The sequence below is a fragment of the Streptomyces sp. NPDC048516 genome (assembly GCF_043199875.1).
Classification (GTDB): Bacteria; Actinomycetota; Actinomycetes; order Streptomycetales; family Streptomycetaceae; genus Streptomyces.
Genome location: NZ_JBICWS010000003.1, coordinates 193,832 through 208,928, shown reverse-complemented (window position 1 = coordinate 208,928; position 15,097 = coordinate 193,832). Strand labels below are relative to the sequence as shown.

At 72.0% G+C, this 15,097-nt stretch carries 8 protein-coding genes; 6 read left to right on the top strand and 2 right to left on the bottom strand.

Annotated elements, in window-relative coordinates; all coding sequences use genetic code 11:
- Positions 1 to 280 precede the first annotated feature (280 nt).
- Positions 281 to 1,099, top strand: a complete 819-nt coding sequence (locus ACGFR7_RS08135; RefSeq protein ID WP_393314653.1) for an IPT/TIG domain-containing protein — start codon at positions 281 to 283, stop codon at positions 1,097 to 1,099.
- Between the two features lie 92 nt (positions 1,100 to 1,191).
- Here ACGFR7_RS08135 and ACGFR7_RS08130 read toward each other — a convergent pair whose 3' ends face one another.
- Positions 1,192 to 2,241, bottom strand: coding sequence for a tyrosine-type recombinase/integrase (locus ACGFR7_RS08130; RefSeq protein WP_393314650.1), 1,050 nt, complete (start codon positions 2,239 to 2,241; stop codon positions 1,192 to 1,194).
- 845 nt (positions 2,242 to 3,086) lie between these two features.
- Between ACGFR7_RS08130 and ACGFR7_RS08125 the strand changes: the two genes are divergently transcribed.
- The 5 genes from ACGFR7_RS08125 (at position 3,087) to ACGFR7_RS08105 (ending at position 12,933) form a co-directional block, all read left to right on the top strand.
- Complete coding sequence (locus tag ACGFR7_RS08125) at positions 3,087 to 3,500, top strand: hypothetical protein (protein ID WP_393314647.1); 414 nt, start codon at positions 3,087 to 3,089, stop codon at positions 3,498 to 3,500.
- Between the two features lie 175 nt (positions 3,501 to 3,675).
- Positions 3,676 to 3,882, top strand: coding sequence for a DUF5988 family protein (locus tag ACGFR7_RS08120; RefSeq protein ID WP_371127135.1), 207 nt, complete (start codon positions 3,676 to 3,678; stop codon positions 3,880 to 3,882).
- Between the two features lie 130 nt (positions 3,883 to 4,012).
- Positions 4,013 to 5,296 carry a beta-ketoacyl synthase N-terminal-like domain-containing protein gene (locus ACGFR7_RS08115; RefSeq protein ID WP_393314644.1) on the top strand — a complete coding sequence of 428 codons (1,284 nt, stop codon included), beginning with the start codon at positions 4,013 to 4,015 and terminating at the stop codon, positions 5,294 to 5,296.
- A gap of 35 nt (positions 5,297 to 5,331) precedes the next feature.
- Positions 5,332 to 11,673 carry an SDR family NAD(P)-dependent oxidoreductase gene (locus ACGFR7_RS08110; protein ID WP_393314641.1) on the top strand — a complete coding sequence of 2,114 codons (6,342 nt, stop codon included), beginning with the start codon at positions 5,332 to 5,334 and terminating at the stop codon, positions 11,671 to 11,673.
- A 735-nt stretch (positions 11,674 to 12,408) separates the two neighbouring features.
- Positions 12,409 to 12,933: an ATP-binding protein gene (locus tag ACGFR7_RS08105; protein ID WP_393314638.1), complete on the top strand. Its 525-nt coding sequence runs from the start codon at positions 12,409 to 12,411 to the stop codon at positions 12,931 to 12,933.
- A 425-nt stretch (positions 12,934 to 13,358) separates the two neighbouring features.
- On the opposite strand, the gene ACGFR7_RS08100 is transcribed toward ACGFR7_RS08105, so the two are convergent.
- Positions 13,359 to 14,753 carry a transcriptional regulator gene (locus ACGFR7_RS08100; RefSeq protein ID WP_393314635.1) on the bottom strand — a complete coding sequence of 465 codons (1,395 nt, stop codon included), beginning with the start codon at positions 14,751 to 14,753 and terminating at the stop codon, positions 13,359 to 13,361.
- Positions 14,754 to 15,097 lie beyond the last annotated feature (344 nt).

Sequence of the window (15,097 nt, the reverse complement as noted above, 5' to 3'; positions counted from 1 at the left end):
CCCCCTCTTCTGGGTTACTGGTGGTGCCTGGTCGGTGGGCCGTCCATCCCCCTCGGGCTTCCGTGGTCGGCCCACCCTCCAGCCCTCTTCGCTGTGGGGCCCGAAGGACGGCCGGCAGCACGACGGCCCCGTCGCACCGCACGGTGCGGCCGGCCACGTGTGCGCCGTGTGTCCCGTCCTCCCTGTACGGCCGGCCGCTGCCAGTGCTCGGGCCCCGGCTCGTGAGCCTGTCTGTCACGAAACGGGCCCGGCAGCGAGCTCACACAGCAGGAGGACCTCCATGTCCACACCCACCATCCACCCGGCCCTGCCGGCCGCACCGCCGCCTTTCGGGCCCGTGCTGCTCGGCGTACTGCCGAATTCGGGGCCGACCGCGGGCGGCAACACCGTGCAGCTCGTCGGGCTCGGCCTCGGCGGCGCCACCAGTGTCCTCTTCGGGACGTCGACGGCGACGATCGTCGGGCAGGACCCGCTGGGGCTGACCGTGACGGTCCTGGCCCCGGCGCACGCCGCGGGCGCCGTGCAGGTCACCGTCACCACCAGTGGCGGTACCAGCAACCCGGCCTCGTACGTGTACGTGGCGCCCGTCCCGCCGACGGCCGCGGTCATCACCCCCAACTCGGGGCCGGTCGCGGGGGGCACCGCCTTCGTCATCGCCGGAACCGGCCTGCAGGGCGCCACCGTCACCATCGGGGGCAATGCCGCGACCGTCGTCGGCACGGACCTCACCGGCAGCGTCCTGTTCGGTGTCACCCCCGCGGGACCCCCCGCGGGAGGCAACGTCCCGGTCGTGGTGACGACCCCGGGCGGCACCACGACCGTCCCCGGCGGCTACACCTACCTGACGGCGCCTCCGACGGTCACCGGAACGGTGTCGCCGTCCTCGGCGGCGGCGGGCGCCACCTTCACCATCGTCGGGACCGGCCTCCTCGGAGCGACCGTGCTCTTCGGGGCCGCCCCGGCCACCGGTGTGGTGGTCAACGCGGGCGGCACGTCCCTGACCGGGACCGTCCCGCCGGGCACGGTCGGCTCGACCGTGCAGGTGACCGTCCAGACGGCGGCCGGCAGCGCCAACGCCGGGTCGTTCACCTACCTGTGACGGCCCGTCCCACCGGATGACGGCCCGGGGCCCGGCCGGGGCCGGCAGGCCGCACCCGGCCCGCCCGGACCCGTCCGGGCAGCCCGGCGCCGTCACCCCGCGGGGGGACGCCGCACAGCGGTTCGGCCCCCGCCCGTCGTTCGGGCGGGGGCCGAACTCGCCGGTGGCTCCCCATGGCTCTCCCCGGGCCGCACCCGCCCGTCGGGGGGCAGGTAGCGCCGGGCGTCCTGCGGAGGGCGCCCGGCGGCGCCGCACAGCAAGGGCAACGGCAGCCCCGCGTCCGCCATCCATGTCAGCCCGGTGTGGCGCAGATCCTGGCGCCGGAGGTATTCATGACCGAGTTCGGCCACCACATCGTCCCAGCGGGTCGTGTCCCGCAGCACCGCGGCGGTGAACCGGCGCCGGTGCGGACCGGTGAACAGCCGGGCCGCCGGAGTGTGCCGCGCCGCCTCCAGCCGGCCGGCGGCCAGCTCCCGCGCGGCGGGGCGCAGCGGCACCACCCGGTGGTGCCTGCCCCGGCAGGCGCGGTCGTCCAGGCCCTCCGGCTCGGACACGGTGAAGCGCTGGACCTGCCAGGTCCAGGTGCTCATGTCGATGTCCTGGGCCTGCAGGGCGGACACCTCGCTGAAACGGGTACCGGTCCAGGCCGCGAACCTGACGATGTCGCCCCATCCCTCGTAGCCGTCCGAGGAGCGCTGGACGAGAGTGGTCGCCAGCCGCTCCAGTGCCTGTGCGTCCGGCAGGGCCAGCGCCCTGGGAGTGGTGCGTTCGCTCTGCGCACGCTGGAACTCCTGCTGCCAGCCGGCCACCCGGGCCGGATTGGCGTCGAGCACGCCGTCCCGCACGGCCTGCTCCAGGACCCGCACGAGCACGGCGAGGCTGTTCTTCACCGTCGAGAGGCCGCATTCGTCGGCGATCCAGCAGTGCAGGGCGCGGTTGACGACGCGGCGGGTGACCTTCCGGATCAGGACGTGCCCGATGCTGGGAACGACCCGCAACCGCCATCCGGCCAGGTAGGGGGACATGGTCAGGGGCTCCAGGCCGTGCATCGCGGCCGGCCACCTCCGTTCCCCGTAGTCCGTGAGCGACATCGTGTGGGTATCGGCCTCCCAGGGAAACCGGTCCCCGGCGTTATTGTTCATTATCGAATCACCCTTGTCTGCTGGGGAGTTATTCGGCCACCCGGTACTGCCGCCGTGCTGCGCTCTTGAGCGGGAAAGCGGCTCCCGGGGAATCGTGCTGACTTCATGCCGGTGGGCGGTGGTGAACTGCGGTCCCCGGCACGGAGCGCATTGGCGTGCGGTCCGCCGAGGGCGCGGGAACAACAGTCGGCCAAGGCCGGAAAAGGGGGCCGGACTCGCCCGTGTGGACGGCCCGTACGGCGGTCTCCCATGACTCTGCCGCCGCTACGGGAGAATGGTGAACTCCTCTCCAACAGGGCTATGAAGGAGGGGAGTTGTGCGTGCGGAGCGAATGCTTGCCGGGGTCGCGGTGACTTCCGGTGCCTCCCGTCGTCGTCGGCCGGTTTCCCGCTGCCTATGGGCGGCACGCCAGTTGTCGTTGTGCTCCCCGCACAAGAATGACAAGCGACGAGCTTGCTGCTGCGCACGGTGTTACTGCGCGACCGGGCAGGAGCAGTGCGCAAGCAAACGCTTCATCAGTCATGAGTGGAATAAAGGCATCCCCCCGTGCCATTGCGCAAGTTGGTACGGCTTTGTTCTTTTCGCGCTGCTCCGAACGGGTGGCCTTATCGATTGACTGTTGTAGCCCGGCGAGCCGCATGGATAACTAGTCGCATCCAACCGGTGGGCCGCCCATCCTCTCCGGGGAGCGGCACCTGGCCTACCCGTTGGCCCGGCCCAGCGCCTGGTTGCGGTCAGACCGAGATGCCGTATGGGCGTCCCCGGTAGAGGGTTTTGGATCCGTCAGCCGGTGCCGATACGTCGGCACCGGCTGATCGGCCCCCCACATTCGGTCAGGGGGCTTCATGCGAACCATTTCCATCCTTCGCTGGGTCAACGGCCTACGCGCCTTGACCCCGGGCCTCACCGTGACAGCACCGGTAACTGCCCGGTCCGGCACGACCCTCACGACCTCCGCTCCCGGTGGCAAGCACGCCGCCCCCGCCCCTCATGGCCGTGCGAGGTCCCTCGACTTCCTCGTGCGCAAGGGGACTTCCCCGGTCCGCGGCACGGTCCCCACCACCGGAAACGGCACCGTACCGACGGCCGCGAGTGGCGTCGCCGGCCACGCCGCCGGCCCCGTGGGAGACCTCCGCACCCGCATCCGCCCGGCCGTCCCCGTGGACGCAGTGGTCCGGTGCGGCGCCCAGTACCCCGTCGCCGGCCCGGCCGGTGCCCCCCTTCCCGGCTTCCTCCCCCAGGCGCAGCCGGCCCTCTGAGACGGCCGGCCACCCTTCGGCCGCGCCCCCGGGGCACCCCGGCCCCCTTCCCGGAGCCGTCCGGCCCCGGGCGCCCCGGCCGCCGCCCCGCAGCGAGCTGCATCCGGCTCCCCCCGACCGCCCATCTGAAGCCTGCCCCCCACACACCCACTCCGACAGCACACCGGAGGACAGCATGGCGCAAAGAAGAATGGTGATCCTGGTCGACGGGCCGGAGGGAAATGGCCTGCCGCAGTATGCGCGCGACAATGCGGGCGATCCGATAAGGATCCTGCGCGGCAACGGGTACGAACGTTTCGAATTCTACGGCGAATACGCGGACTTGGGCGGAGAGCCGGTCCCCGTGTACCGCTGGTGTTACCGCACAAGAATCGCCGAATAGGCGCTGTGCGTCCACGGCGAACAAGCGATGCGCAGAGGAGAACAACCATGTTGAACCTCGTGAGGGACGGAGCCCTGTCGTGAACCGAGAATCCGGTAAAGAAGCAAGCTCAGGTGAAGGACGGAATGTCGTGGTGACCGGCGTCGGGTTCTGTCTGCCCGGTCGTGCGGAGCCGGTTTTCACCGCGGACGACATGTGGGACGTCGTCTCCAACGGCCAGTCCTGCCTCAAGCGTGACGAGGTGTATTACGGCTCGGTCGAGCTCACCCAGGCGATGTTCGACGAACGCCTCCCGGACGTTCCGCCGTTCTTCTCCCAGCATTACACCTCGGCGCACCGCTTCGGATTGGTGTCGATGGCGGAAGCCACCACCGATGCCGGTCTGGCTTTCTGCGGCGGCGCACTGAGCGAAGCCGCCATTCTGGTCGGTCGCGGTGGCGTGGACTCCAATGTCGAAAGCTACCTTTCGGTGCTGAGTGCCGACCCGGGGAAGACCTCCGCACCGGACGCCATGGAATTGTTCGTCGCGGCCCAGCAGGCCGTGACCCCCTCCGATGTCGCCCTCGTGCAAGCGGCGCTGACACAGTCCAACGGCCCCTGCTACACCGTCTCGTGCGGCTGCGCCTCGTCCGCCGTACAGATCGGCAACGCCCGGCGGATGATCGCCCACGGCGAGGTCGATGTCGCGGTGGTGACGGGGGTCGACGTCTTCAACGTCCACCTCATCCAGAACATCCAGCGGCTGCTGGGCGGGGCCCAGCAGACCTACGACGCCCTCCGCACGACCGACATGCCGGAACTGCTGCCGTCCTTCACCTCCCTCATGCGGCCCTACGACCGCCGGGCGGACTGCATCAACCACGGCGAGGGCGCGGCCACCGTGATCATGGAAAGCCGGGAACACGCCGAGCGGCGCGGGGCGCACCTCTACGGACAGGTGCTGTCCACCGCCATGACCCGCGACGGACTGGCCAACCCCCTGGCGTGCGACGAGACCGGCGCGGAACTCGTCACCGCCGTCCGCCGCTGCCTCGGCGACCGGTGGCAGCTGCGCGATGTGCCGTACGTCCACGGCGGCAGCGACGGCAACGTCGTCGTCACCGCCTTCGAGGCGAACGCCATCAAGGAGCTGTACGGAGCCGACAACGACGTCCTGATGACGTCCCAGGAAGGCTGCTTCGGCCACAACGGCGCACCGGCCGGCTGCCTGGGCGTCGCCATGACGCTGATGATGATGGAGCGAGGGCAGGTCTGCCCCACCGCCAACTGCGAGCAGCCGGCCGACGGACTGCCCTTCGACCCGGTCCCCGGAGTGCGGCCGCGGCCGCTCGACTTCGACTACGCGCTGAGCTTCAACTACCAGGTCGGCGGTGTGAAGAACGCCATTCTCCTCGGCAGTCCGGAAGCCGTGTGACCACGGGCAGATCACCTCCCACGTACGGAGACCCGATGAGCAACGACATGCACGGCCCGGGCGCCGAGACGCGCCCCACCCACGAGACAGACCGGATCGCCGTGATCGGCATGGGCTGCCGGCTCCCCGGCGACACCGACTCGCCCGCGGCCCTGTGGCGGCTGCTGGTCGAGGAGCGGGACGCGGTGGGCGACCTGCCCGCGGAGCGCCGGCGCCTCGTCCCGGAGGACTCCCCGGGCCCGGGAAGCAAGGCATCGAAGCCCCGCCAGGGCGGCTACCTGCGCGAGGTGACGGGCTTCGACGCCGCCTTCTTCGGCGTCGCGGGCCGGGAGGCCGACGTCCTGGACCCCCAGCACCGCCTGCTGCTGGAAGTCACCTGGGAGGCCCTGGAGCACGCCGGCCTGCCACCGGACCGGATGAACGGCACCCCCACGGCCGTCTTCGCCGGCATCAGCTACAGCGACTACATGGACCGGCTGGCCGGACAGCCCCAGGAACTGGAGGGGTCGATCCTGACCAACGGCCACTGCGTGGCCGCCGGCCGGATCTCCTACCTGCTCGGTCTGCAGGGGCCGTGCGTGGCACTGGACACCGCCTGTTCCTCTTCGCTGGTGGCCGTGCACATGGCACGCCGGGCGCTGCTGGCCGGTGAGTGCGACCTCGCGCTCGCCGGCGGCGTCACCCTGAGCTTCCAGCCGCGCATCACCCGGTCCTTCGCCAGGATGGGCATGCTGTCGGAGGGCGGGCGCTGCCGGACGTTCGACGCCGGTGCCGACGGCTTCGTACGGGGCGAGGGCTGCGGCGTCGTGGTGCTGAAACGTCTCTCCGACGCCGTACGGGACGGTGACCGGGTCCTGGCGGTGCTGCGCGGCTCGGCCACCAACCAGGACGGCTCCTCCGAAGGGCTGGCCGCCCCGTCGGTGACCGCCCAGACGGCCCTCTACCAGGAGGCCCTGCAACAGGCCGGCGTCGACCCGCGGGACGTGGGCATGGTGGAGGCGCACGGCACGGGCACCCCGGTGGGGGACCCGATCGAGTTCGCCAGCCTCGCCGAGGTCTACGGCAACGGGCCCGGCCGCTGCGCCCTGACGTCGGTGAAGACCAACGTGGGGCATCTGGAACCGGCCGCCGGCATCACCGGACTGATCAAAAGCGTGCTGTGCCTGCAACGCGGCACCATCCCCGCGAACCTGCACTTCAGACGCTGGAACCCGGCCATCTCCGCGGCGGGCACCCGCTTCTTCGTCCCCACCGAGCTGTCCGCCTGGCCCCTGCGGACGCCCACCCGGCTGGCCGCCGTGTCCTCCTTCGGTTTCTCCGGCACCAACGCCCACGTCCTGCTGGAACAGGCTCCCGAGCGACCCTCCGCCCCGCAGCAGGACTCGGGGCGGCCGTCGAAGGGTGCCTGTGACGTCTTCCTGGTGCCGGCCGGCTCTCCCGACGTCCTGCCGGCCGCGGCCACCCGGCTCGCGGACTGGATGGAGGGCGACGGCGCGAACGTCCCGCTGCGCGACCTCGCGCACACCCTGGCCCTGCGGCGCTGCGCGGGCCACGGCCGGCTGGGGGTGGTGGCCTCCGGGCGCCAGGAACTCCTCACGACCCTGCGGTCCTTCGCGGCCGGGCAGCGGCACCCGGCGGTCGTGACCGGCGCCGTGGGCGCCGCCGTGGCACGGCAGCCGGTGTGGGTGTTCTCCGGCCAGGGTTCGCAGTGGCCCGGCATGGGCCGCCGGCTGCTGAAGACCGAACCGGCCTTCCTCGACGCGCTGACCGAGGTCGGCGAGCTCATCAGGGCGCAGAGCGAGGTCGCCGTCCTCGATGTGGTGCAAGGCGGCCGGCCCGTCCACGGCTGCGGCACGGTGCAGCCGGTCCTGTTCGCCCTGCAGATCGCCCTCGCCGCGACCTGGCGCGCGTACGGCGTCGAACCCGCCGCGGTGATCGGGCACTCCATGGGCGAGGTAGCGGCGGCGGTGGTGGCCGGGGCGCTGACCCTGGCCGACGGGGTCCGGGTGATCTGCCGGCGCTCCGGGCTGCTGAGCGATATCGCGGGCTCCGGCAGCATGCTGAGCGTCGGCCTGGACGCCGACACGGTGCGGGCCGAACTCGCCGACAGCGCGGCCGGCACCGTGGCGGTCGCCGTCCTGTCCGCGCCCGACTCCACCGTCGTGGCCGGGAGGACCACGGAGGTGAGCCGGCTGGCCGCCGCATGGGAGGCCCGGAAGATCCCGGTGTTCCCGATCGCCGTGGACGTCGCCTCGCACTGCCCGCTGGTGGACCCGGTACTGCCGGCCCTGCGGTCGGCCCTGGCCGGTCTCGATCCCCGCTCGCCCAAGGTGCCGTTCTACTCGACGGTCGTCGACGCCGGCCGGACGCCGGCCTTCGACGCGGACTACTGGTGCGACAACCTGCGCCGCCCGGTGCGCTTCGCCGAGGCGGTGGCGGCCGCGGCGGCCGACCGGCACCTGGTCTACACCGAGATCTCGCCGCACCCCGTGGTCACCCACTCCATCGAGCGCAGTCTGGCCGGTCTCGTCACCGACCCCGTCGTGCTGCCCACCCTGCGCCGCGAGGAGGACGAGCAGGCCACCTTCCGCACCCAGCTCGCCGCGCTGCACTGCGCCGCGGTGCCGGTGGACTGGCGGCGCCTCTACGACGACGGCAGCCTCGTCGACGCCCCCACCGTCGCCTTCGACCGCCGCCACCACTGGGCCGACACCGCCGCCCCGCCCGCGGAGGCCGCCGAAGCCCCCAGGGCTCAACTGCCCGGCCACCACACCGAATTCCCCGGGGACCCCGTACGGCACTGCTGGCGCGCCGACGCCGGCACCGGGGTGCTGCCCTGGCTCGGGGACCACCGGGTGCACGGCAACGCGGTCCTGCCCGGGGCGGCGCACTGCGGGCTGGCGCTCGCGGCCGCCTGCGAGGTCTTCGGCGCGGAACCGCACGAAGTGGAGGTCACCGACGTCCGCTTCACCGAGTTGCTGCGGCTGGGCGAGGCCACCGAGGTCTCCACCGCTGTCACCCTGACCGCCCCTGACCGGGCCCACTGCGAGATCCTCGCCCGGAACGAGAGGGGCGACTGGGAGGTGCAGGCGGACGCGGTGCTGCACCGGCTGACCGTACGGCCCGAGCTGCGGCCGAGATCCGTCGACGCGATGAGCCTGCGCCACCCGGTGCTCCTGGAACCGGCCGCCCTCTACGACAGCCTGCGGCGGCGCGGCCTGGAGCACGGCCCGGCGTTCACCGGGATCCTCGCACTGCACACCGGCCGCCACAACGACAGTTTCTGGGCCAGGGTCGGGGTGCCGGCCGAGGCCGCCACCCCCGCCACCGGCCTGCCGGTCCACCCCGTCCTCCTCGACGTCTGCGCCCAGCTCGCCGTGGCGCCCCTGATCAACGAGGACGACCCGTCACTGGTGCTGCCGGTGAGCATGCAGGCGGTACGCATCCTCGGTGATCCCGCGCATGCCGTGTACTGCCACGCCCACGTCAGCGAGATCACCGCACAGGCCATCGTGGCCAACGTCCGGCTCCTGGACGACAGCGGCGCCGTGGTCCTCGTCGTCAACGGTCTGCGCTTCGCCCGGCGGGCCGTCCGCGAGACCCCGGCGGTCGACGACTGGCTGCTCGGCATCGGCTGGCGGTCGGCGCCCCGGGCGGCACCGGACGGCGGCCACGCCCCCGGGAGCTGGGTCGTCGTGGGCGAAGCGGACGGCTCGGCCCAGGCGCTGGCCGCCGCGCTGCGCTCCCGCTGTGCCCGCACGGTGGTCTGGGACCGTCCGCTGGACGACACCTCGCTCGCCGCGTTCCGCGATGCCCTCACCGGCCGCCTGTCCGCCACCCTCGAAACCCCGCGCGGGGTGGTGCTGGTGTGCGGACGCGCCGAGGGCGGGGAGCCGACCGTGCAGTCCCTGTGGCGCACCCGCCGGCTGCTCGGCGCCGTACAGGCGATCACCGCCACCTCCTCGGCACCGCGCCTGTACGTCGTCACGCGGGGCGCCCGCGACGTCCTGCCCGACGACGAGGTCGACCTCGGACAGAGCGCGCTGCGCGGACTGCTGCGGGTCGCCACGCTGGAACACCCCGAGATCCGGCCGGTGCTGGTGGACGCCGACCCGCACGACGCCGATCCCGAGGACGTGGCCCTGGAACTGCTGGCGGACGCGGACGACGACGAGGTCGCGCTGCGTGCGGGCCGCCGGCACGTCGCCCGCCTGGAGCATGCCGCGCCGAACGGCGGACAGGACCAGGCCGCCACCCCGTGCACGGTGCGGTACGGAGAGGACGGTTTCCGGCTGCGCGCGAGCCGGCTGGGCGATCTGTCGAGCCTGGAGTACGCCGCCACCGGCCGGCGCGCACCGGCGCCCGGCGAGGTCGAGGTGCGGGTCACCGCCGCCGGCCTGAACTTCCGCGATGTGCTCACGGCCATGGGCCTGCTCCCCGGCGACCTGGACGCCCGCTACCGGATCGGATTCGAATGCTCCGGTGTGGTGAGCGCGGTCGGCGCCGGGGTGGAGCGCCCCCAGGCCGGGGACGAGGTGATCGCCGTCGATCTGCGGGGCGGAGCCTTCGGCTCCTTCCTCACCCTCCCCGCCGACGCGGTCGCCCCCATCCCGTTCGGCATCGAACCGGTGGCCGCGGCCGGACTGCCGATCGCCTTCCTGACCGCCTGGTACGCGCTGCGCTCGGTCGGCCGGCTCGCCGCCGGGGAGCGGGTGCTGATCCACTCCGCCACCGGCGGCACCGGCCTGGCAGCGATCGCGGTGGCCCGGCTGCTGGGCGCGGAGGTGCTGGCCACGGCCGGCAGCGAGGACAAGCGCCGCTATCTGCGGAGCATGGGCATCCGCCATGTCATGGACTCCCGCACGCTGGAGTTCGGCGAACGCACCCGCGAGGCGACGGGCGGGGAAGGCGTCGACGTCGTCCTCAACTCACTGTCCGGAGCGGCCATCCGCACCGGCCTGGAGACGCTGCGCCCCTTCGGCCGGTTCGTGGAGCTGGGGGTGCGCGACATCATGGCGGACGCGCCGCTCGGCATGCTGCCGCTGCGCCACAACGTCACCCTGAGCACCGTCGACCTGATCGAGCTGCACCGCAACCGCCCCGACACCTTCGCCACGGTGTGGAAGGACGTGCTCGGCGCGTTCGAGGAGGGGCGGCTCAAGCCCCTGCACTGCACGGAGTATCCGCTCGCGGAGGCCACCACGGCCTTCCGCACCATGGCGGCCGCCGACCACATCGGCAAGCTGGTGCTGACCGTGCCCGGCGAGGGCGAGGCCCCCGCGGTGCTGCCCGAACGGGACCTGCCCGTGGAGGAGGGCGGCGCCTACATCGTCACCGGCGGACTGCGCGGCCTGGGCCTGGCCACGGCGAAATGGCTGGCCGCGCACGGCGCCGGCCATGTGGTGCTCAACGGCCGCAGCGCCCCCGAGCCCGAGGTCGCGCAGACGCTCGCCACGGCGATCGGCAGGACCGCCAAGGTATCGGTGGTCCTGGGCGACATCGCCGATCCGGATGTCGCCCGGCGGCTGGTGTCCACGGCCGTGACCGAGGGGTTCCGGCTGCGCGGGGTGGTGCACTGCGCCATGGTGCTGGACGACGCCGTGATCACCAACGTGGCCGACGACCAGTTGGAACGGGTCTGGCTGCCGAAGGTCGTCGGCGCCTGGCATCTCCACCACGCCACCCGGGAGCACCCGTTGGACTGGTTCGCGGCGTTCTCCTCGATGGCGTCCCTGCTGGGCAACCCGGGCCAGGGCTCCTACGCGGCGGCCAACTCCTGGCTCGACGGGTTCGCGGCCTGGCGCTCCGCACAGGGGCTGCCCACCGTGGCGGTCAACTGGGGCCCGTGGGGCGAGATCGGTGTCGCCACCGACTTCAGCCGCCGCGGCTACCGCACCATTCCCACGGACCACGGCCTGGCGGCCCTGCGGACGCTGCTGGCCCGCCGGTGGGTGCAGACCGGGGTGATCCCCGGCCCGCCGGACACCTGGGTTCCGCCCGCCGGCCGTCATCTCCCGTTCTTCAGCGGGGTGTCAGGCCAGGCACCGGCGGACCCGGCCCCGCCGCCCGAGGAGGCCGAGGACATGCGCGCCCGGCTCACCGCCCTGCCTCCCGGCCTGGCCAGGAGAGCCGCACTGGAGGAGCATCTGGCGGGCCACGTCCGGGACGTGCTGCGGCTGGGGGAGAGCTCCCTCGACCCGCAGACCCCGCTGAAATCGCTGGGATTCGACTCCCTCCTGGCCATGGAGCTGCGCGTACGCATCGACCGCTCCTTCGCCATCTCCCTGCCGAGAAACTTCGTCTGGGAACACCCGACCCTCGCCGCCCTCGCCGCCGGTATCGCCGAGCATCTGGGCCTGGAACTGACGGCGAACTAGCCCCTGGCCCCTGGGCCATCGGAGACCGCCGACGCCCGGCGGGCCGCACAACGGCCCGCCGGGCGTCGGCGTGCGGGGCGGGGGCCGGTGGCCGGGAGCCGGCGGCCGGGGCCGGTTGGGGGCCGGGGCGTACGGGGGCCGAGGCGTCCGCTCCTGTCTCCGCGCCCCAGACACACACCGGGCCGTACAAGAACACCCACGAAAACCCGTAGGCCCGTTGGCCCGTAAGCCCGTAACCCTGAAATCACTCACCTCACCGCCCCTCTCCACCCCACCGCCCCGCTCCACCCCACTTCCCCTCCCCTCCTCACCATCCCTCCTCACTTCACCTCACCTCTCTCCTCTTGCTCCTCATTTCACGCAAACGGATGCCGTAATTCCGAACCGCCGCAATTTCTGGTAGATTCTTGCCGCCCGGACTCCGGCACCCCCTCCGCGCATTACCGGAAATTCCATTACCGGTAATGCGCAACCGTTTTTTTATGGTGATAGTATTTCGCGTCCCCATATACCCGTCCCGCTCCCGGCGCTGCACTGCGCGCCTTCCCGGGCGGACTCCCCGAATGCTTGAATTGTCGGGAAAGAGCTAGGTCAGAAAGCGGCCCGGTACGCACCGGAGGCGACGCGGCGCACTGCGAAGGCCGCCGCCAGGGCAGATCGAGCGATGGCGCTGGCCGTGTTTCATGAGGCGAAAGCGGCATCGGGGTCCATGAGGCACGTACGAAAGGGGTAGTCATGTTACCCACCACAACGCATGCGGCGGAAGTCATGGTAACCGCCCGGCATATCGCGAGCTGGCCCCAGGAAAGGGGCGCCTTGATTCCCGCCGACGGCTGGCGTTCCGTGCAGTGCGTGGTATTTCGTCTGCCGGCGGTGAAGCGGGCGGTGCCGGTCTGCCGGAACCTGGTCCGCGCCTGGCTCGACGGGCAAAGCATCCATGACGACGACACGCGCTATCCGGTGTTGCTCGTCCTGTCGGAACTCTTCTCCAATGCCATTCAGTATTCCGCCAGCAGACACATCACCTGCCGGATATGGAGGTCGGAAAGCCTGCTGCACATCGAGGTGCACGACCGCGGCGGGACCCCGTCGGTCCCCCGGATGCGACGCCCGGGCCAGGCCCAGGAGCACGGCCGCGGTCTGGAACTGGTCGCCAAGTCCTCCTCGCGTTGGGGCCGCAGAACCGAGGCCGACAACGGCTGCACCGTATGGGCCGCGATACCGCTGACCACCGGTGTGCGAAGCGGTCTGGCGCCGTAACGCGCACACCCCGGAACCGGCTCCGGCGGCCGCCCGGGCCCCCGCCCGGCGACGCGCCCTTCCGAAGGACCGGAAGCCCGCGCACCGCCGCGGCCCACGCACCGAGCCTCACCCATCCCCAAGCGGTCGGCCGACCGACCGGACCGCCACCGGCGACCGGTGCGCAACCGCCGCTGCGCCGCCCCCTCCGGGCGGCTCCCTACCGCCGACGGCCAGGCAGGCACCGGCTCCGCACCACCTCCCCGCGGGACGGAACCAGCCGCCCGGCCGTCGGCACCGTATGACGGGCGCCCCGCCTGCTCCGCCTGTCCTGCCCGCCCTTCCGCCCTACTCCGCCTCCTCCGCCCTACTCCGTCTCCACCGGACGCCTCCACCCCACCGGATGCCTCCACCCCACCGGACGCCTCCACCCCACCGGACGCGTGTCACCGGAGCACCCGCACACCGCTCTCCTGGACCAGGGCGTCCAATTCGCGTACCGGCTGCGAGTCACCGTACGGCCGCAGCTCATCCCTGAAGTTCTGCAAGTACCGCTCGCCGAGCGCCGACTTCAGCCGGCTGAGCAACGCCACCGCCTGCACGGCGGCCCGGCATGCCTCCTCGACGTCACCGGCCTGTACTAATGCCGAGGCGAGCAGCAGCAGATCGATGGCCCGGCGCCGCACCCGGGTCCGCGGGTGCCGGGCCAGCGCCTCCTCGGCCCGGCGCGCGGCCGGACGCGGCTGCTTGAGATCCCGGTAGCAGTGGGCCAGCTCATCCGCCAGATAGGCCCGGTCGAAGTGCGCGATCCACTCGGGACTGTCCCCCGGAACGACATGCGCCATGGCGTCTGCGGCCTTGTCCGCCAGTATTTTGCACATCCGCGCGTCCCCGAGCATGGCGTAGCCACGGGCCTCGGTCGCGTAGAACATGGCCTGGGCGGCCAGTGGGGCGCGCCCCCGGGTGCCTTCCTGCGCGGCCCGCGCGAGCTGCACCGCTTCCCTGGAGCAGCCGGCGCCGACGGCGAGATGACTCAGACCGGCCGCCAGCACATAACCGCCGTAGCAACGGTCGTCCGCGGCCTGCGCGAGCCGCAGCGCCTGGATGTAATACCGCTGGGCCAGGCCCGGTTGCCCGGTGTCCAGCGCCGTGTACCCGGCGAACTCCGTCAGCCGGGCCGCCGCGGCGAACAGCTGCCGCCCCGTGGTCTCGCCGTAACTCCCCTCCATCAGCCCGGACAGCACACTGCTGAGGCATGAGACCACCACCGGCCGGACATACCCGCTGCCGACCCGGTGGTCGAGTTCGGCCAGCGCCTGGGTGGTCGCCCGCACCAGCTCCACATCGGTCATCCCCACCCGTGGCCCCAGCCGCCAACTGCGCGCCACCTGCGGGTCGGAAGCGCTGATCAGCCAGTCCCTGCTGGGTTCCACCAACGCCGAGGCGGTCATGGCGGAACGGGACAAAAGCCCCCGGGATTCGGCGTCCATGTGCCATAGTTCACGGACCTGTTCCAGCGCGTCCTCCACGGTCGCCGCGAAGTGGAGCCCGACCCCACACGTCACGCTGTTGCCGTTGGCCATACCGATCTCTTCCGTCGAGACCGTACGGCCCAGCCGGCCGCTCAGCGCCTCGGCGATGATCGCGGGAACCCGGCCGCGGGGCCGCTGACCGCCCAGCCACCGGCTCACGGAAGTCTTGTCGTACCGCAGATCCAGGCCCTGTGCCTCTCCCAGGACGTTCACCTGGCGAGCCAGAGCGGAGTTGGACAGCGAGGCTTCCTGGATGAGGGACCGCAGTCGCTGATTGGTCTGACGCGCGACGAGTGGTCGGGCGGCCATGGTTCGCCTCCAAGCACATGCCGCCAACGCTTCACGTTGGCATATCCAGAGAGAACGGGATGGAACAGTCAATACCCAACAAGCGGGACTGAATCGCGATGACCAAAGTCAAGTAGCCGCCTGGACGTTGCGCCCAGTAGCGCAGGCGCACCCGGGGGCTCCATCCACCCCTCACTCACGCCGTACTGCCCCCCGCGCCCCCACCACTCCTCCAGCGCCCACCCCTCCACCCGGCGCACAACCCACCCCACCGAGCGCGGGGCGGGTGGATCGCGGGTGCGGCTGGTGAGCCGCAGGCTCCGCCGCACAGCCACCGCCCGGATGACGGAAGACGGCAGAGGGGA